The organism is Clostridium sardiniense (assembly GCF_016907995.1).
GTDB classification, from domain to species: Bacteria; Bacillota; Clostridia; order Clostridiales; family Clostridiaceae; genus Clostridium; species Clostridium sardiniense.
In genome coordinates, this window is sequence record NZ_JAFBDA010000038.1 from 1 (window position 1) to 20,133 (window position 20,133).

The following is a 20,133-nucleotide window of genomic DNA, read 5'->3' on the forward strand; positions in this document are numbered from 1 at the left end:
TAAATAAATGTATTGGAATGCATAAAAATATACATAAAAATATTAATAATAAATATGATAAAAGTGTTGCTATAAAAGCATCTTTATAAAAAAATAATTTGTATCCAAAAGAAAAAAAGGTTAGAAAAAATATAAAAAGAAATATATAAAATCTATTTTTAAATATTTCTTTTCTAGAATTATTATTTGTTTTATATTTTAAAATTTTCATAAATCCTCCTTTAAAAATAAAAATAAGAGACTCATATATATATATGACTCTCTTATTTAACGTATTCTTTAGTAAGCTCTAAAAATACCAACTAATTTCCCTAATATCTTACAATCATCTACAATTATAGGATCCATACTATCATTTTCTGGTTGAAGACGTATATAATCCTTTTCCTTAAAGAACCTTTTGATAGTAGCAGTATCATCTATTAAAGCGACTACTATATCACCATTAATAGCTGTTTGTGTTCTTTCAATTATAGCTAAATCATTATCATTTATTCCTACGTTAATCATACTATTACCATTAACTTTAAGCATAAATAATTCTCTATTATGTTTTATAAAATCAATTGGTAATGTAAAAGTATCCTCTATATTTTCTGTGGCTAGAATTGGAGCGCCAGCAGTTATATTACCTATTATAGGTATATTAATCATTTCACGTTTAGGTTGTGAAAATTCAGTTATTTCAAGAGCTCTTGGTTTAGTAGGATCTCTCTTTATAAGACCTTTTTTCTCTAATCTTTTTAAGTGACCATGTACTGTTGATGTTGATTTTAAGCTTACAGCCTCGCAAATCTCTCTTACAGATGGTGGGTAACCCTTATTCTCGGTATAATTTTTTAAAAAATCATATATTTGACTTTGTTTATCTTTACCCTCTAACATTGCATAGCACCTCACATTCTTTGAATTAATTATATCATATGAGTAAGTATATATCAAACTTATGTTCTTAAAACATATGTTCTATTTGTATTTATAAATTTAATTTGCTATAATATAATTTGATTTTATACACTAAAAAGGGTGGTGTAACAATGATAAAAAAATATACTGATGATGATTATTGCGATTTATATGAAAATAAGCTATGCGATAACTGTGGAAAATGCCTTGAAGAAGATGGTATTGATATAAGAGCAATAAAAATAGAAGATATAGCAAAAAATATTGAAGAAAATAAATTCTTAGAAGAAGAATGGAAAAATATGATTGCAAAAGCACAAAATATTGATCCTACACTTGATAAAGAAGATTTAGAAAAGGCTCTAAAAGAAGCTTATTCATCATTAAAAATAGATGAAACTACTTTTAATTCTAATATAGAATCTGAAAGTGAGGAAAAATATATAGATGCCTTTGAATTTATTGAATATTTAGATGAGGCAGATTTATTAGAAGATACACTTGAAGAAGAAACGGAAGAAATTTTCCCAGGTGTCAGAAGATTAATAAAAAAGAATAATCAATAAAAAATAAGTGGATTAAACCACTTATTTTTTTATTCAGAATAAATTAAATAAAATAGATAAATACTAATACTGAAATTATGATAAGAATAGGAGAGATTAACATGAATAAATTAAAATTAACCAAACTTATTGTAGCAAGCAGTATAATATTATCATCTTTTTCATTAATAGGGTGTACAAATAATAAAACAGCAAATGATACAAAAGAGAAAGTGGAACAAGGTGCCAATGAAACTAAAGACAAAGTGGAGCAAGGAGTTAATGACGTTAAAAATGCGACAAACGAAACAATAAAAAAATTTACTGATGATGAAGGTAAATATGATAAAAATGCTATAATAAAAGACTTGAAAGAAAAAGGCTTTAATCCTGAAGTAACTAGCACTAAAGCTAATGATAATACAAAGATTTTTTCAGTTGATAAGCAAATTGTAAAAATAAAGGGTGGAGAATTATCTTTATATGAATATCCAATGGATGCAAAAGGAAAGTTAGAAGAAGATATTAAATCAATTCAAAATAACGGAAAAACAATAAACGGAGTAACAATGACCTGGACTACTGCTCCTCATTTTTATAAAAAGGGGAGAGTATTAGTTGTATACGATGGAAACTCTCAAGAAATAATAAAAGCTTTAAATGAAATATTAGGAAATCCAATTATGGGATAGTAAAAAAAGACCAACAAAAATGTTGGTCTTTTTTAATTTTAAATTTTTGATAAAGGATTAGATTTTACAGCTTCTCTTAAAGTATCATCATCAACGTGTGTATATATTTGTGTTGTAGATATATTTTCATGACCTAAAATAGTTTGTAATGACCTTATATCTACATCTCCATGCTTGTACATTAATGTAGCAGCGGTATGCCTAAGTTTATGTGGAGTATACTTTTCATCTTTAAGACCAGCGCGTTTTGTATAATTTTTGACCATTATTTCAACAGTTCTCTTATTTATAGGAGTACCTCTATTAGATAAAAATAAATATTTTTTATTATCATCGCTACTTTTAGAATCATCACGATGTGCTAAATAATCAGACAAAGCTTTCATACATGCTTCATTTAAATAAACAGTTCTCTCTTTATCACCTTTTCCTATAATAGTTAAAGTATCTCCTGATATTTTATCTAGCTTTATATTACATAGTTCAGATAATCGCATTCCACAATTTAAAAATAATGTTATAATACAATAATCTCTATAATAATTTTTATTATTTTTATCCATAGATTTTAATAGCTGTATACTTTCGTTTAAATTTAAATATATTGGATGTCTTTTATTAATTTTAGGGGATTCCAATTCTAATGTAGGATTCTCATCTATTATTTTAGCTTTATTCTGAAGATATTTAAAAAAAGATTTTAAAGTTGCAACTTTTCTAGCTCTAGCATAAGCGCTATTATTTCTATATTTCTCTAAAAAGCTCATAAATGCATATAATTCTGACAACTTAATTTTTTTAATAAAATCATTATCTATATTATTTATAATAATATCTTCAAATTCTGTGTTTTTATCTATAACTTCATCTCTATATAATTTAAGAAATCTAAAAAACATAGTAAGATCTACTTTATAAGCATCTATTGTATTTATAGATTTAGCTTTTATGGTTTCTAAATAATTCAAAAAATCCACCACAATAGGTGGGAGAGACTCACTTTTCTTTAAGTCTTTAAAATCGTATAACATGTTAACACCTTCTTTATAATGTATTTACATCTAATTTTAGCATATTTTATTATGAATTAGAAGGTTATGCAAACATATGTTCTGAACATCCGATTTTGGCATATTTATCTATATTATACCCAATATCTAATTGAAATTATAGATGTGTACTTGATATAAATAAATATATTTATATCTTTTAAAAGTATAGAAATTTTCTATAATAAATTTAATAATCAGCAGGAGGATTACTGACCTTATTTAACCTTTAAAAGTCGTAATATTTATAATATTTTATAAATTAAATATATTATAAATATAAAGAATAGTTAGTGTATTGAAAATAATATAAATATATAGAATATTTTGAAATTATAATTAAGCAGCTAATATTAAACTAGTATTTTATAAAAACTATATTGTTTTAGAAATTTTCTGCTTATTTTTCAATATTATTTCGCTAAATGGTTATTTAGCGAAATAATTTATATAAATTTTATTCATTTTTCTTTTATTTATATATGTAACAACACTCTTTTATTTATTAAACTTCATTATTCTTTTTATATAAAATAAACCACTAATCACTTTATACAAATTTAGAATTTCAACTTTTGCTCAACAGTACTTTTCTATCAATATCTTTTTATTTAAATTTCATATATTCTATAATTTCAAATAATACAAAAGGCATAATAAATTTATTATGCCTTTTGTATTATTTTGCTTTTATATATTATATCTTTCATTTTTTAATATTCCATCTAAGTTATTATTTATATTACATCCATTTTCTATATTATTATTTATATTTAAATTTTCATCCATTAAATCCAATTCATCATTAATAACTGTATCAAATATTTTTTCTCCAAATCCAGTTATTACATGAAAATTCTTATTTAATTCTTTTATACTAAATTTACTTTTTCTATTCAATTCTAGTATTTTTATTTCCGGTACTGTATATCCTGCCGATCTCCATTTTTCTTGAAGCTTATCATATCCAAAATGCTCTTTTTCTCGTTCTGAACATATGTTCGCTACTTTGATTTTATCTATATCATCAACTATAATTAATACACCTGCCGGAAGATTTTCATCATCTATCCCATGTTTTATAGCAGCCAAAAGTATTAAATCTAATATACTTTCAATATTTATATAATCACTTATAGAATTACTTATTATCTCCTTTATTTTTTCCAACATATCATCAGTTTTTATCTTTTTAAAATTACAAGGTTTACTTGTTTTCATTATATAATCTTTAAATAAACCAGTGTTATTATATAGATAGTATAATGAAAAATATAAACTCTCTATTAAATAATTACTTTGATTTGATAAATCACTTTTACTTATAGAAAGAGCTGTAATCCAATTTCCAGATTGTATATCCATTGATTTTATAAAATTAATCAATTCCTCTTCATATTTACTGCTTTCCTCTCCTTTATAATCTATATCTAGGAGTACCCTTAAATAATTTATAAAGCTTATTGTATCATTATTATTCTTTATATCAAAATTTGTTGATCTATTTATTTTACTTATATTTTCATAGTCTTGAAATCTTTCGTAATCATTTTTAATAAATGCTTCTTTATACTTTTTATATGCTAACGCTGGTACATCTCCATATTTAATCTTATCCCACTCGTTATTTGATATTTTCTGTTCTACTACCCCAATTTTTTTTCTTAATTCACTTGTTAATTTTCTATATTCTGAATAAGATAAATTAAGTCCTTTAGCAGTTTTTCTTGCAAGCTCTCTACTAGCTTCAGATGATGTATTTATAGATTTAAGCCATTTCCCAAGATTTGACGGACTATCAGATTCTATGTCCTTATTAATTTGCTCTTTAAAAATATTTATTACATCTTCCTCACAAGGAGTGTCAAATAAAGAATATAAATCATCCCATCTTCCGTACTTAGGTATTAAATAAATGTAATCCTTTAGTTTTTCACTATAATTTAATGCTGTATATCTTATTGCATCCCTAAAAATGTCTCGCCTTCCTAGCCCATATTCTATATCTCTAGTATAAAATAATAGTTTTATAGTGGAGATATAATCTTCATCTAGTGACTCTTTAAGCAAATTTTTTTCTAGCAATCTATCATCACTTATAGAATTCAATATTTCATTATATAAATCCAGTAATTTAATACTAAAATTACCATTCTCTTTTTCATCCTCTTGATCCTCATATATCTCTTGATATATATCAGCATCAATATTTAATATCTCTTCTTTTAATCTGCTTAACAATTTTAACGGCATTTTAATTCACTCCTTAATCTACAAGACACAGATAAATATTAGTAGAAGCTGTATGTGTCTTTATCAAAACAAGGTATACATAAGTTTTATAGCTGTAAAATACCTTTACAATTAATACTTATGCTACAAACCTAATAATAATTCCTTATATAAAAAAAAGAAGAACAGTTCCTTCTTTTAACCCTACTTTACTTCCTTTATCCAATTTATCAATTTATCATCAATATACTCAGACTTAGAAAAACCTTTTTTAAATATTCTGATTTGTTTATATTTAGTTCCATTCATCTCAAAATCTAAAATATCAATCCTATCACCAGAAAATTTAAGAAAATCTCTCTTTCCTTTTAACGATATTTTAATTTCCATTATATCAACTCCCATTTAAGTACAAAATCAAACAAAATATAATAAGTTTTACAGTTTATTATATTATATATTACTAATAAACTTTAATCAAATAAAAAGCTTTAGAGTAATCTAAAGCTTTTTATTTAGACCTCTTATTTTAATGTTTTCATTAATTACTAAAATTAATTTTCTTGCTATATTATTTTTAGCACCTTATAGGGTTATTATATGAGATTCTTTCCATTCCTTATATAATATATCTCTTCTGATTCATTCAAAAGATCTACTATAACATTCTTAAACATTCTTAATTTTAGGTTATCCTCTCTTATATTCCTCTATCCTCTTTGCAATATCATATAAATATTCTTGTCTTTCATATTTATCTAATAATGTTAATTCTAATTCTTCCTTACCCTCTAATAATTCTTCTAATTTTGAATAATTCGATGAATTTTCTTCTATCTCCTTCTGTAAGTTATCAATTTTACTTTCTAACTCAATTATTATACTATCAATTTCTTGAAATTCTTTTTGTTCTTTAAATGAAAACTTTGGAACATTATTTTCCTTTTTAGGTTTTTCTTTTTTAGGTTTATTTTCTATAACCTTTGGTGTTTCCTTAGCATGCATTTCCATTTGAATTAAATAGTCACTATAATTACCATGAAACACTCTTATTGATCCATTTTCTTCGTATGCAAATATTTTATTACATACCCTATCTAAGAAATATCTATCGTGAGAAACAACTACCACTACACCTACGTATTCATCTAAAAATCCCTCTAAAATTTTTAATGTTTCAATATCCAAATCATTAGTAGGCTCATCAAAAATAATGAAATTTGGTGACTCCATAAGGACTCTAAGTAGTTGTAATCTTCTCTTCTCTCCCCCCGATAATTTGCTTATAGGTGAATATTGCATACTACCATCAAATAAAAATCTTTCACATAAAGTAGATGCTGTTATTCTGCTTCCATCATCTGTAGGGATATATTCCCCACCTTCTCTTACAAAATCTATTACTCTTAAACTTTCATTAAGCTCTTTTCCAGTTTGTGAAAAGAATCCAAACTTAACAGTATCTCCAACCTCTATTACTCCACTATCACTAGGTATTATCCCTAATAATATATTTAAGAATGTTGTTTTTCCTGCTCCATTAGGTCCAACTATCCCTACTCTATCTTCTTTAGTAAATATATAAGAGAAATCTTTTATTAGTTGCTTTTTATCAAAGGATTTATTTAACTCGCTTATTTCAACTATCTTTTTCCCTAATCTTGTTCCAACATAATTAATCTTTATATCTGTATTATTTTCAATATATTCTTTATTTACTAATTCATCAAAACGTTGCAATCTAGCCTTTTGCTTAGTAGTTCTAGCTTTTGCACCTCTTTTAACCCACTTTAATTCATTTCTAATTAACGCTTGACGTTTTGCTTCTTGAGATTTTTCTGTTTCTATTCTCTCAATCTTTTTTTCTAAATATTTTGTATAATTACCTTCGTATGAATATAAAATACCTCTATCCAATTCAATAATCCTATTAGATACTCTATCTAAGAAATATCTATCATGAGTGATCATAAGTAATGAACCCTTCCTATTGTTTAAATACTCTTCTAGCCATTCAATAGAATCTGAATCTAAATGGTTAGTTGGTTCATCTAATATTAATAATTCACAAGGTGTAATAAGTGCAGAAGCTAAAAATACTCTTTTGCATTGTCCTCCTGATAAATTACCCATTTTTTCTGAATAATTAGTAATTCCTAATTTATTCAATATACTTTTTGCTTCACTTTCTAAATCCCACAGGTTTTGGTTATCTATTTGAGCTTGAAGATTTATTAAACTATCATCTGAAACAGCTTCTCCATTTTCTATTTTATTTAGAACCTCTTCATATTTCATCAAAAGCTGCATTTCTCTTGTTTCACCTTTAAATATTTGCTCTAAAACAGTAGTATTATCATCAAATTCATTGTCTTGTGATAAATATTCTATTCTAACATTCTTTCCCTGAATTCTTGTACCTTCAAAAAAATCTTCTCTCCCACCAACTATTTTTAAAAATGTTGATTTGCCAGCTCCATTTAAGCCTATTAAACCTATTTTGTCACCTTCATTAATTCCTAATGAAACATCTTTCAACAATATTTTTTCACTATAACTTTTATTTATATTCTCTAATGTAATTAAATTCATTTTTTTACTCCTCTAATTATTTAATTAGTACTATTCTAACAAATTTAGACCTATTATTAAAGTTTTAGTATATAATCGTATTAAAGATAAACTTTAGAGGTGATACTATGATTTTTAATTCTAAAACTAAAATATATTTAATTGCGTGTTCAAATCAGCTTCCTATAAGCTATAAAGCTAATTTAAATAAGATAGTTTATTTACTTAAAAAATTTAATTTAAATATAGTTGTTTCTAAAAATATATTTAGAAATAGTGAGTTTTTATCTAACGGAAAAACTAGGGGCGCTGAACTGAATACTGTATTTAAAGATAAATCAATAACCCATATCTTTGACGTATCTGGAGGAGATCTATGTAATGAGATACTACCTTATATAGATTTTGATATTATAAAAGAATCTACTGCTATTTACTTTGGTTATAGCGATTTATCTGTATTATTAAATGCAATATATAAAAAATCTGATAAACATTCATTTTATTATAATATAAAAACTATCTTATCTCCTCAAGGATTAGAAAATTTCTATAATACATTTTTAAATAAAAACAGTAAATTTTCATTGTTCTCTTCATGGAATTACGAATGGTTATTAGGTGATAGTATGACTGGGATTATATTAGGTGGAAATGTAAGATGTACTCTTAAACTGGCTGGCACAGAATATATACCTTCTTTTAAAAATAATATTCTTTTCTTAGAAAGTAATGGAGGAGATATAAATAAAATAAGAAGTTTTCTTGCTCAATATAATATGTTAGGAGTATTAGAAAATATATCTGGTCTAATAATAGGTGAGTTCACAGAGATAACTCTTAAAGGACAATATAATGATCTTGAAAAACTATGTATAGATATATGTATAAAACACGATATACCTTTAATTAAAACTAATGAAATAGGTCATAATCTAGAATCAAAAGGTATAGTTATAGGTAAATATTATGATATAAAAAAATAAGTTAGGTTTTATCCTAACTTATTATACTTTCAACAACATTAATTCCATTTGATTTCATTTTGAATAAAGATAAAATATTCATAAGATCTCCATCATGATTGCCTACAGAATACGTGTCTACAGAGTCTTTTGGAATTATAATTTTCTTATCTATATTATTTTCATTAAAATAGGTTACTAAAGATATAGCAAGAGTTTCTACACATATATCAGTACATACTCCGACAATAATAAAATTATTAATTTGATTATTCTTATCTAGCCATTCTTTAAATTCTGCAGCATGGAATCCATTAATAGAATTTTTCTTAATTATTTCATAATTTTCGCTATCTAAAACTCTTTCTTTAATCTCTGGAATTATCTCTACTTCAGAACTATTTTCTATACAATGCAATGGGTATGTATTTAACTCTGTTGAATTTATAGTATGATTATCAACAAATATTATTTTCTCACATTCTTTCATATTATCAATTAAATTAACTATGGGAGTTATTATACCTTCAACTCTATCTGAAGCTAACATACCCTCTGTATAAAAGCCATTTATCATATCAACTACTATTAATGCAGTATCATCTTTTACATTACTACTTATATCCTCTAATGTAACTTTATTTAATTCTAACATTTCCTTTTCTATATTACTAATAAGTTTATTCATATATACCCTCCATACCATTTAAATACTATATAGCTACCTCTATTTTTTTAAAAGCTATACGTTTTTCTAATTCTTTTGTCTCTTTATCTATAGTTATTTTATAAATATTTTGACAGTTTTCCTCTCTCCAACGTCTCATGTATTTAGGTGTAGCTATAATTGAGTAATAGTAATTTTCTTCTATTTCATCTGAAAACTCTAAATATGAATAGATACTTCTTGTATCTAAAATAACTTCACTCTTATCCAAATTATTATATATAGGTATAAAATACTTCATTGGAATCTGAAAATTATATAACCCTGATATTCTTTTCCCGGCCAATATACCTCTATATAACAATCTATTATCTTTTATTTTCTCTTCTTCTAGCTTTATTTTAAATATTGGCTCCCCACATCTATTCTTATCTATACGTACCTTTATCATATGCTCACAACCTAACGTCTTTTTATTATATATTATATCTTTATCATTATATATTAACAATACTTTATAAATCGCTAAATATTCATCCAATTATTTCCAAGAAAATACTTTTAATATATTTTGACTATAATCTCAGTCTTAGAAAATAAAAGCTAAATGACTATATTCATTTAGCTTAATTTATCAGACTATTTATTCAGTTTAAAGTACTCTAAAAGCACTTCTTTTTCACCATCTATAAAATCGTACTTATCAATTTCTCTCTCAGATATCCAATTCATGTCTACAACCTTTTTCCCAAGATTCATATACTCCTTAATTTTTCCTTCATATATCATAATCGAATCATTAGTTTCGCTATTTACTACAAATTCTTTTAATGGTTCTAAATCAAATACTAGAGTATTCAAATCCTCCTTTATTGAATTTGTAATACATTTCTCATTAGATTCTTTTCCTTTTTTTAATCTACCAACACATTTCCAAGGCTCTAAACTTTTCTTTGATCCCTTTTTTATTATTAATACATTATTAAAATCATCTTTAAGTATTATTGAGCATCCTATAACATTCCCCATAATAATCCCCTCCTAATTCAACTTTTGTAAAATAAATTTATTCTTAATTTTACTAATTCGATAAAAAAACAGAAATTCCTCTTTATTTTATAAATTTATAATTTCTTAACTAAAATATATCCACCTATTCCAGCAGCATTAAAAATATTCTCAAAAAGGTCACTTGAATGAGATACTGTTGTAAAATGGCTATCAAATACTAATTCCCATTTTCCATCAGGCAATTTTATATTTGTATAATCTTTATTAGAGTTATAAATAACTATAATATCACTCCATGAATCTTTAACAGCCATTCCATTTATTCTAAATGAAACAAGATTATCCTTAAAGAAATCACAATCCTTTCGTAAAAATACTAAGTTTTCTTGTATTAATTGTGATGTTCCCATACTAAATGCAGGATGTTCCTTTTTTATCTTTATTAATTCTCTATAACATGAGAATACCTCACTATATAAGTTTTTTCTATTCCAATCTATCTTATTTACTTCGTCTGATGAATTATAGCTATTTTCTATTATATTACCATTACTATCTTTTTTGCTTCTTAGAAGCTCTTCTCCCCCCTGCATAAATGGAATCCCCTGTGAAGTAAATACTATAGTTGCTGCAAGCTTATTCATTAATACTCTATTTATTTCATCATCATAGCTATTTGATAAATGTAATTTATCCCACAATGTAAAATTATCATGTGACGAAGCATAATTTATAGTTTGATACGGTTCATTTGCCCAAAAGAAATTAGAATAATTAACTTTGCTTATATCAACATCTTTGTGGAAAGTAGATGCTACAACTCCAAATTTTATAGTCTCTTCAAGTCCACTGCCACCACTAACAAAACCTTGAGAAGATCTATAAAATACATTACCTTTTATTCCATCTCGTATATCATCACTAAATAAAGCAATTTGTTGATTACCAACTCTATTTAGATTATCTTTTATAGTTCTATCATAATAATTTAATGGAGTATCTCCTCCTACCCATCCTTCTCCATATATTAGTATAGTTTTATCAATTTTATTTAACTCATCTCTAATAGTTTTAATAGTTTCTAAATCATGTAATCCCATTAAATCAAATCTAAAGCCATCAATATGATATTCTGAAGCCCAATATTTTATAGAATCTATTATAAATTTTCTTACCATACTTCGCTCAGATGCTAATTCATTTCCACAACCAGATCCATCAGAAAATCCACCAAAAAGATTTTCTCTATAATAATACTTAGGAACAATCTTATTAAAATTTGAATCCTCACTTTTAAATGTATGATTATAAACAACATCTAAGACAACTCGTATATTACTATCATGAAGTTTTTTAATCAAAGTCTTAAATTCATTAATCCTTATTTCACCATGTCCTGGATCAAGTGAATAAGAACCTTCTAACGCATTATAATTTTGAGGATCATATCCCCAATTATATTCATTGATACCAAAGTTACTTTCATCAACTGAAGAGAAATCATAAACAGGCAATAAATGAACATGAGTAATACCTAGTTCCTTCAAATGAGATAAACAAGTTTTTGTATAAATACCTGGTATAGTAGTATTATCTTCGCAAAATCCTAGAAATTTACCTCTATTTTTCATTAAAACACCTGAGTTTGCATCAATAGTAAAATCTCTTATATGAATCTCATATATACTCGATGCTTGAAATGAGATAAAATTAGGCTTTACATCATCATTCCAATTTTCTGGATTAGTTTCTTCTAGATTTACTACTTGTGATCTAAGGCCATTCAAAGAAACTGATTTTGCATATGGATCCACAACTTCATTTACAACATCACCATTTAATACTAAATAATTATAATACTGATAGTTTAAATCTCCATCTACCTCTATCTTCCATACTCCTTTATTTATATAATTCATTTCTATAGTATCTTTTTCTTTATAATTTAGATTTCTCCCCTTATTACCATATATAATAAGAAATACTTTTGATGCTAAAGGTGCCCATAATGAAAATATACTCTTTTCTTTAGTATACTTTACGCCCAAATCTCCATCATAAAAAAACATTTTTTCAAATTCACTTGAATTATTCTTCATAAGATTACATAGATACATATAGTTATCTGACATAATTAAATCTCCTTAAATCTATATTTTTGTAATTTAGTAAGTCTTATTATTAAAATTATGCATCTATCTATCATACTGTGAATTCTAATTACTTTTCATATGTAATAATATGTAAAGTGATTTCTTTATATTTCTCTATTGTTATGATACTATATATTAATAATTAATATTAAAAGGAGCTCTCTTTATGAATGAATTTACAGAAAGTGAAGTTATAACAATTGTTACAACAATTATTAATTTTAAGAAAGAAGAAAGTATATTAGGATACTCTACTGATGAAGAATACATATTTCCTAAAAATATAATGAATAAGTTAGATTCACTAACAACAGATAAGTATATTAACTTTTTAAGTAATATGGATGAAATAGCAATTAACTTATATGGAAAATTTGAAGAGGAATTAAATTCCCTTAATAAATTGCATGAAGAAATTTTAATTAAATACAAAGAGTATGTTTAAACGGAATGTTACAATAACACTCCGCAAAAATTATTTATCACTTTTAAGTAGTGCAAAAAATAATATAGGAATCAAAATAATAAGTGGTGAAATTCCAACCCAAAAATTTACTCTATAAAAATAACTAAAAGAAAAATCATTAAATACAAAAGGAGCTATTATAAACCCTAATAAAAAAATTATAGCTAAACTTATATACTTGAATGATGATATAATTAGTTTCTTCATATTATGCCTCCTTGTAAAAGGCTATTACTTAATATATATATTATTCTACAACAATCACTAGAGTTACTGCAAAATAAGCACCTATTAGATAAAATTATCTAATAGGTGCTTATTTACATAAATTAATTAATTATAACTTCAACTGGACAATGATCGGATCCTAATATTTCTGTATGTATTTTGGCATCTACTAATCTCTCTTTCAAGTTAGATGATACTAAGAAATAGTCAATTCTCCACCCTGCATTATTATTTCTTGCATTAAATCTATATGACCACCAAGAATATATTCCTTCAAGTTCAGGGTAAAAATATCTAAAGGTATCTATAAAACCACTATCTAATAATAGATTAAACTTTTCTCTTTCTTCATCACTAAATCCAGCATTTTTCCTATTAGATTTAGGATTTTTTAAATCTATTTCATTATGTGCAACATTTAAATCTCCGCAAACTATTACTGACTTATTTTTCTCAAGATTCTTTAAAAATTCTCTAAAAGCATCTTCCCATTGCATTCTATAATCTATTCTAGCAAGCTTTTCCTTAGAATTTGGTGTATATACAGTAACTACGTAATATTCATTAAATTCAGCTGTTATAACTCTTCCCTCATTATCATGCTCTTCTAAATCTAAGCCATATAATACATTTATAGGTTCTTCTTTGGTAAATAGCGCTGTTCCAGAATATCCTTTCTTTTCGGCATAATTCCAGTATTGATAATATCCCTCTAATTCTAAATCTATTTGTCCTTCCTGAAGTTTAGTTTCTTGAATGCAAAATATATCTGCATCAATTTCATTAAAAAAATCTAAAAAGCCTTTCTTAACACAAGCTCTAATTCCATTTACATTCCATGATATTAACTTTTTCATCTAACTACTCCTCCTTTAATAAGCTTATTATATCATTAAAATATTGCTATAAAATAAATATTTAAAAACCAACAAAGGAAACTTTAATAGTTTCCTTTATCTATACTCTTATCTTAATTCAAAATTTATTATATATCTATAGTTAACTCGAAACCATTCTTATTGCTGACATCTTTAATCCAATATCCTGATTTTTTAATTGTTTTTTCTCCTGTTTCTAAATCTAAAGCTATATATCCATATCTATTTCTATAAGCATTACACCATGACCAACAGTCTATAGGTGTCCATAGATGATATCCAAAACAATTACTACCTTCATTTATACCCTTGCTTAAATAGTATAAGTGTTCTTGTATAAAATCTATTCTATAATCATCATTTATCATTCCATCACTATCTATATACTGTTCTTCTCCTTTTACTCCCATACCATTTTCAGATATGTACCAAGGAATATTATTATAATTATCTCTTATATTTATAGCTATATCATACATACACTTAGGATATATCTCCCATCCTCTATAAGGATTCATTCTCTTTCCTGGCATATTATATCTATCAAAATAATTATCAGGCATCCATTTAGTATTATCAAAAGAACTCTCTTTACTCTTTATTCTTGATGGTTGATAGTAATTAACACCTAAGAAATCTACTGTATTATTCTTTATTACTAACTCTTCCTCTTCAGTACTATCCCAAATTACATTATCACCCTTTAATATCTCTACTAACTCATTAGGAAACGTACCTTTAACTGCAGGATCTAAAAATAATCTATTAAAGAAATTCTCTGCAAATTCTGCTGCTTTAAGATCTTCTTTTTCTTCAGATCTTGGATAAGCTGGAGTTAAGTTAAGTATAGTACCAATCTTACCACCATGTTTATCATACCCTAATTCTTTAAAAGTCTTTATTGCTTTAGCTGATGCAAGATTTAAATTAAAGGCAACTTGTACTGCCTTTTTACCATCAATTATCTTAGGATAATGGAATTGATATAAATATTGACCTTCAACGATTACAATTGGCTCATTAAATGTAGTCCAATACTTTACTCTATCAGCAAATAACTCAAAAGCTTTTTTTGCATATAACACAAATAAATCTACTACATATTTAGATTCCCAACCACCATATTTTTCATATAATTCTATTGGTAAATCAAAATGATGCAAATTCATAACTAACTCTACATTGTTTTTTATACATTCATCAATAACATTATTATAAAATCTAACTCCATCTTCATCTAATTCACCAGATTCAAAGTCTTTTATTAGTCTAGTCCATTGTATTGATGTTCTAAATGAATTTAATCCTATACTAGCTATTTTACTTATATCTTCTTTATAATCATTATAAAAATTAGAAGCTACTTTTGGACCAATTTTATCATAAAATATATCTGGTTCTATTTCGTACCAATAATCAAATATATTTTTATTTAACTTATTAAAATCTCCTTCTGACTGTGGTCCTGATGTAGCTGCTCCCCACCAAAAATTCTCTGGAAATTTTACATTTCTCATATTATCCCCTCCTAAATATTATATTTTTATTATACAATTACATTTATTAATTTGTCTATACATATTCTTATTTGAATATACATTTTAATATGATAATATATAATATATAATTTAATTTAATACGGAGGATATATGAATAAATATTTAGCCATATATAAAGAATTACTAAATAGAATTAATACTGGTACCTATAATAATTTAAATAATTCAATACCAAATGAAATACAATTATCAAAAGAATTTAATTGTAGCCGAATGACAATGAGACGTGCAATTGATTTATTAGTTCAAGAAGGAATCATATATAGAAGAAGAGGCTCAGGAAGCTTTATACGAGATAATACATCATCTAAATGCTCTCCATTATTTAAATTAAATAATGAAGTAATATCTGGACTAACTCATTCTATAGAATATGATATCGTTAATAAATTAATATCATTTAAGCTTATATTTGCAACAGAATTAATAAAAAATGCTTTATCAATAAAATTAAATGATCCTATATACGAGATAATTAGAGTTAGATATATTAACAATTCTCCATATGTAATAGAAAAAACTTATATGAATGCAACTATAATATCCGGTATAACAGAAGAGATTCTTGAAAAATCTATATACAAATATATAGAAGAGAAACTTAAACTAAGTATTTCTAGCTCTAAAAAGATTCTTAGGGCCTCTCCTAGCAATGAATCAGATAGAGATTATCTACTATTGTCTGAAAATGAGCCTATTCTTGAAGTAGAGCAGATAGCTTACCTATCTAATGGTAAAGCTTTTGAATATTCATTTTCTAGACATAGATATGATAAATTTGAATTCACTTCTTTTACATCAAAAAAATAAGGGCGGATTCTCCGCCCTTATTTTTTAATCCTAATTTAAACTTATCTTCCCATAAATTATAATTCAAAATTTTTATTTAATTTCATTACTTAAATATTGAAATGTAAATAAAATTTAAATACCCATTTTTTTGTAATTAAACTATATTTTATTGTATGTATAATGTTTACGTGGTAATATTAAGTAAAAAGATTATTAAATATAGAAAGGATTTGTGAATGAAGCGAAAAAAAATTATTAAAAGAATTCTTATATGCTCTACTACATTTGTATTAATAGCATTATTAGGATTTCTAATTTCAAAAAATGAGATTAATTCTAATATCGAAAGTATATATACAAGTAATAATATTTCTTTACAGAATAAACTTAGTGTACTAGAAGAAGCAAGGAATGATCCAAATATCCTTTTAGTAAATAAAGATACTTTACTTTCGGATAATTATGTTGCTAATGATATTGAAGAATCTAATTTACCATTTTTATCTCATATTACTACTACAAAATTAAATAAAACAGTTTCTGAACATGCCAAAGATATGTTTAATGACGCTAAGCTTGCTGGAATAGATTTAATTGGTGCATCTGGATATCGTACTCACCAAAATCAGATTAATTTGTTTAATACCAATGTAAAAACTAAGGGAAAAGAGGCTGCATTAAAATATTCTGCACCACCAGGTGCTAGTGAACATGAAACTGGATTTGCTATAGATATTGTTAGTAAGGATTATACAAAATTAGACAGTGGCTTTGAAAATACTAAAGCATTTACTTGGCTAAAAGAAAATTCTTATAAATACGGCTTCATTCTAAGATATCCTAAAGATAAAGTCAATATTACTAAATATTCATATGAGCCATGGCATTATAGATATGTAGGTATATCACATGCTACTAAAATAATTGATAATGATTTATGCTTAGAGGAATACTTAACTAACCTTGATGATGAAATAAAATTATTAAAAAATGATTTAGAAGATATAAATTAGAGGTATCCAATGAAAGAAAAAAAACAAAAAAGAAAATATATAATAAGAAGATATATTGCTTTGCTAATACTTTTTATGTTTTTAGGAGTAGTCATATACTCTGTGAACTCTATTTTAAATAGATATGATAGTTATAGTAACCCGGAAGAGATATCTTATAGCAAAGATACACATGATAATAAGAATAATGATAAAAATGAAAAATTATATACTATAACTTCTGTAGGAAATCTTATAGTTCATGATGCCCAAATATCAGGTGCAAAACAGACTTCTGAAGATTATAACTTTGATAAAAGTTTTGAATATATAAAAGATGCTATATATAATTCTGATCTTTCTATCGGAGTATTTGAAGGTACATTTAATGGCGGAAAACCTCAGGGCTACCCGACATTCAACTCTCCTGATGAATTTTTAGATACTTTAAAAAGTACTGGATTTGATATAATTAACTATGCATCTAATCATATTATTGATAAAGGTTCTTCTGGAGTTAAAAATACTATAACCAAGAGTATAAATAAAAATTTAATCAATATAGGTGTAAAAAGAGACAATCAAGATAAAAACTACATTATTTACGAAATAGATGGTCATAAAATTGGTATGTTTGCTTATACATACAAAACTGGCCCTAATACTATAAATGGAATACAAATACCTAAAGATGTTTATTCATTGATTAATACATTTGATTATAATAATTTATCCACATTATATAATGATGTTGAAAGCTCTATAAAAGATATGAAAAAAGAAGGTGTCGAATTTATTATAGGTTCCTTCCACTGGGGAGAAGAGTATGTAGCAAAAGAAAATAACACACAAAAGAATATTGCAAGAAAAATGAATGAACTTGGAGTAGATATTGTCTTAGGAGGTCATCCACATGTAATACAGCCATATGAAATTTTAACAAGCGACTCTGGCCATTCAACTTTTATTGCTTATTCACAAGGTAACTTTTTATCTAATCAATGTTATGAAGAAATTCAAAAAAATTTAACTGAAGATGGGCTTTTAATAAAATTTACACTTGGATTAAGAAATAATAAACTTTATCTTAAAAACTATGATATAACTCCTACTTGGGTGTATAGAGAACCAAAAGATAATGGGCTATTTATCCATAGAATAATTCCAGTTGTAGATGCTTTAAATAATAGTTCAAAATATAAATTATCTAGCAATTCTATAAATAAATTAAATCGATCTCTTAATGATACAAAAAGAATTATAGGAAGTGATTCTTTAGGAACAAAAAGTTTTCCATAAGTAAAAAAGGCTATCATATGATAGCCTTTTATATATTCATCCCTCTAATCTTATCCCTTAACTTATAAATTAATGGAACTCCTATAATTGTAACAACTACAAACTCTCCTACTGCAACTTCTGCCATAGCTATTATAAAAGGAATATTTAATACATAGCTTAACATTAATCCAATAATAACTCCATTTACTACTGTTGGACATATTGATGCTATAAATAATTTATATTGATCTTTCATTTTAATTTTACTACTTATGTAAATTGCATATACACTTATAAAAGTAGCTAGTGTACCAAAGACTACATCAACTAATCCATTTGGCCCTAATAAATTGGCAATAAAACATCCCAAAGTAAGTCCACCTATATATAATGGGTTAAAATATGCTAGTAATACAAGTATTTCAGAAAATCTAAATTGTACAGGTCCATAGCTTATAGGTGCTAGAATTAATGTTAATGCTGCATATAATGCGGCAATAATACCTGTAAATATTATTTTCCTTATAGTTTTATCCATGAAATCTCCCCCTAAAAGCAAGACTTCAGTTCATTATCCAAGTAAAAAACAATTTTGCCTTAGTTTTGTTTCTTGACAGGAGGCTTACGAACTGTCATCTCTATTTTCGCATTTCTTATTATATATTACAAGCTCCATACTTTCAATACTTTTAGCATTTTATAAATATATTTTTTAAAAGATTAAAACCTTTATATTTTTCATTCACGAATAAGATAGAATTAATTTATATCCTATAAATTTATTACTTGAATAACGTTCCTAGTTATTATCTTTACTTTTTACTAACTATATATGATAAATACTTTATTATTTAGTTTTCATTATCTTTTATTGATATAGTTCCAACTTCATTATCTATCTGTATTAAGTCATCAATATCTTGTATTAATCCTGTACTATTAGTTAATACTAACTCATCTCCATACTTTCTTTCCATTTCTGATAAATAATTTATTAGATCATTTATAGTCAAAATATCAAACATATAATTCTCCAATCTTAAAATCATTTTATATCATATCTAATGTTTTTAATATTATTATCCATACACTATTAATATATACATTTTATACATATTTAAATTTTCATTATAATTCTTTATATAT

At 25.4% G+C, this 20,133-nt stretch carries 22 protein-coding genes; 7 read left to right on the top strand and 15 right to left on the bottom strand.

Annotation, left to right across the window (positions count from 1 at the left end):
* Together JOC62_RS18335 and lexA are read right to left on the bottom strand one after the other, a co-directional pair.
* The coding region (locus JOC62_RS18335) for a hypothetical protein (protein WP_204596723.1) at positions 1-211 on the bottom strand (211 nt) is incomplete at its 3' end.
* Positions 212-279: 68 nt separating this feature from the next.
* Entirely contained in the window at positions 280-885 is a 606-nt protein-coding gene (gene lexA / locus JOC62_RS18340) for a transcriptional repressor LexA (RefSeq protein WP_204596724.1), read from the bottom strand.
* A 152-nt stretch (positions 886-1,037) separates the two neighbouring features.
* On the opposite strand from lexA, the gene JOC62_RS18345 reads away from it, so the two are divergent.
* Both JOC62_RS18345 and JOC62_RS18350 read left to right on the top strand, forming a co-directional pair.
* Positions 1,038-1,472, top strand: coding sequence for a hypothetical protein (locus JOC62_RS18345; RefSeq protein WP_204596725.1), 435 nt, complete (start codon positions 1,038-1,040; stop codon positions 1,470-1,472).
* A 101-nt stretch (positions 1,473-1,573) separates the two neighbouring features.
* A complete protein-coding gene (locus JOC62_RS18350; RefSeq protein ID WP_204596726.1) occupies positions 1,574-2,143 on the top strand; it encodes a hypothetical protein in 570 nt (189 codons plus the stop codon).
* Between the two features lie 38 nt (positions 2,144-2,181).
* Here JOC62_RS18350 and JOC62_RS18355 read toward each other — a convergent pair whose 3' ends face one another.
* The 4 genes from JOC62_RS18355 to JOC62_RS18370 form a co-directional block, all read right to left on the bottom strand.
* On the bottom strand, positions 2,182-3,174 hold the full coding sequence (locus JOC62_RS18355; protein WP_204596727.1) for a tyrosine recombinase XerC: 993 nt from the start codon (positions 3,172-3,174) through the stop codon (positions 2,182-2,184).
* 708 nt (positions 3,175-3,882) lie between these two features.
* Entirely contained in the window at positions 3,883-5,445 is a 1,563-nt protein-coding gene (locus JOC62_RS18360) for a DUF2828 family protein (protein ID WP_204596728.1), read from the bottom strand.
* Between the two features lie 183 nt (positions 5,446-5,628).
* Positions 5,629-5,814, bottom strand: a complete 186-nt coding sequence (locus tag JOC62_RS18365) for a hypothetical protein (protein WP_204596729.1) — start codon at positions 5,812-5,814, stop codon at positions 5,629-5,631.
* 300 nt (positions 5,815-6,114) lie between these two features.
* Positions 6,115-8,016: an ABC-F family ATP-binding cassette domain-containing protein gene (locus JOC62_RS18370; protein ID WP_204596730.1), complete on the bottom strand. Its 1,902-nt coding sequence runs from the start codon at positions 8,014-8,016 to the stop codon at positions 6,115-6,117.
* A gap of 107 nt (positions 8,017-8,123) precedes the next feature.
* Between JOC62_RS18370 and JOC62_RS18375 the strand changes: the two genes are divergently transcribed.
* Positions 8,124-8,981: an LD-carboxypeptidase gene (locus JOC62_RS18375; protein ID WP_204596731.1), complete on the top strand. Its 858-nt coding sequence runs from the start codon at positions 8,124-8,126 to the stop codon at positions 8,979-8,981.
* 13 nt (positions 8,982-8,994) lie between these two features.
* On the opposite strand, the gene JOC62_RS18380 is transcribed toward JOC62_RS18375, so the two are convergent.
* From JOC62_RS18380 to pulA, 4 genes are all read right to left on the bottom strand, one after another.
* Entirely contained in the window at positions 8,995-9,648 is a 654-nt protein-coding gene (locus tag JOC62_RS18380) for a cysteine hydrolase family protein (RefSeq protein WP_207758216.1), read from the bottom strand.
* Between the two features lie 25 nt (positions 9,649-9,673).
* Complete coding sequence (locus JOC62_RS18385; RefSeq protein WP_204596732.1) at positions 9,674-10,078, bottom strand: hypothetical protein; 405 nt, start codon at positions 10,076-10,078, stop codon at positions 9,674-9,676.
* A 188-nt stretch (positions 10,079-10,266) separates the two neighbouring features.
* Positions 10,267-10,656, bottom strand: coding sequence for a hypothetical protein (locus tag JOC62_RS18390; RefSeq protein WP_204596733.1), 390 nt, complete (start codon positions 10,654-10,656; stop codon positions 10,267-10,269).
* 95 nt (positions 10,657-10,751) lie between these two features.
* Complete coding sequence (gene pulA, locus JOC62_RS18395) at positions 10,752-12,770, bottom strand: type I pullulanase (protein ID WP_204596734.1); 2,019 nt, start codon at positions 12,768-12,770, stop codon at positions 10,752-10,754.
* A gap of 187 nt (positions 12,771-12,957) precedes the next feature.
* Here pulA and JOC62_RS18400 point away from each other — a divergent pair, with 187 nt between their 5' ends.
* Positions 12,958-13,236, top strand: coding sequence for a hypothetical protein (locus JOC62_RS18400; RefSeq protein WP_204596735.1), 279 nt, complete (start codon positions 12,958-12,960; stop codon positions 13,234-13,236).
* Positions 13,237-13,266: 30 nt separating this feature from the next.
* Here the strand turns inward: JOC62_RS18400 and JOC62_RS18405 are convergent, their stop codons facing one another.
* From JOC62_RS18405 to JOC62_RS18415, 3 genes are all read right to left on the bottom strand, one after another.
* Entirely contained in the window at positions 13,267-13,464 is a 198-nt protein-coding gene (locus JOC62_RS18405; RefSeq protein ID WP_204596736.1) for a hypothetical protein, read from the bottom strand.
* Between the two features lie 122 nt (positions 13,465-13,586).
* Positions 13,587-14,342, bottom strand: coding sequence for an exodeoxyribonuclease III (xth, locus tag JOC62_RS18410; RefSeq protein WP_204596737.1), 756 nt, complete (start codon positions 14,340-14,342; stop codon positions 13,587-13,589).
* A 128-nt stretch (positions 14,343-14,470) separates the two neighbouring features.
* Complete coding sequence (locus JOC62_RS18415; protein WP_204596738.1) at positions 14,471-15,880, bottom strand: glycoside hydrolase family 1 protein; 1,410 nt, start codon at positions 15,878-15,880, stop codon at positions 14,471-14,473.
* Between the two features lie 132 nt (positions 15,881-16,012).
* Between JOC62_RS18415 and JOC62_RS18420 the strand changes: the two genes are divergently transcribed.
* From JOC62_RS18420 to JOC62_RS18430, 3 genes are all read left to right on the top strand, one after another.
* The gene (locus JOC62_RS18420; protein WP_204596739.1) at positions 16,013-16,732 is read left to right on the top strand and encodes a GntR family transcriptional regulator; all 720 of its coding nucleotides are present in this window, start codon (positions 16,013-16,015) and stop codon (positions 16,730-16,732) included.
* A 218-nt stretch (positions 16,733-16,950) separates the two neighbouring features.
* Positions 16,951-17,727 (top strand): M15 family metallopeptidase, encoded by a 777-nt coding sequence (locus JOC62_RS18425; protein ID WP_204596740.1) that lies wholly within the window; start codon positions 16,951-16,953, stop codon positions 17,725-17,727.
* A gap of 9 nt (positions 17,728-17,736) precedes the next feature.
* Positions 17,737-19,005, top strand: a complete 1,269-nt coding sequence (locus JOC62_RS18430) for a CapA family protein (protein ID WP_204596741.1) — start codon at positions 17,737-17,739, stop codon at positions 19,003-19,005.
* A 28-nt stretch (positions 19,006-19,033) separates the two neighbouring features.
* Here JOC62_RS18430 and JOC62_RS18435 read toward each other — a convergent pair whose 3' ends face one another.
* Complete coding sequence (locus tag JOC62_RS18435; RefSeq protein ID WP_204596742.1) at positions 19,034-19,525, bottom strand: QueT transporter family protein; 492 nt, start codon at positions 19,523-19,525, stop codon at positions 19,034-19,036.
* A 313-nt stretch (positions 19,526-19,838) separates the two neighbouring features.
* Complete coding sequence (locus JOC62_RS18440; protein WP_204596743.1) at positions 19,839-20,012, bottom strand: hypothetical protein; 174 nt, start codon at positions 20,010-20,012, stop codon at positions 19,839-19,841.
* Positions 20,013-20,133: the final 121 nt, after the last annotated feature.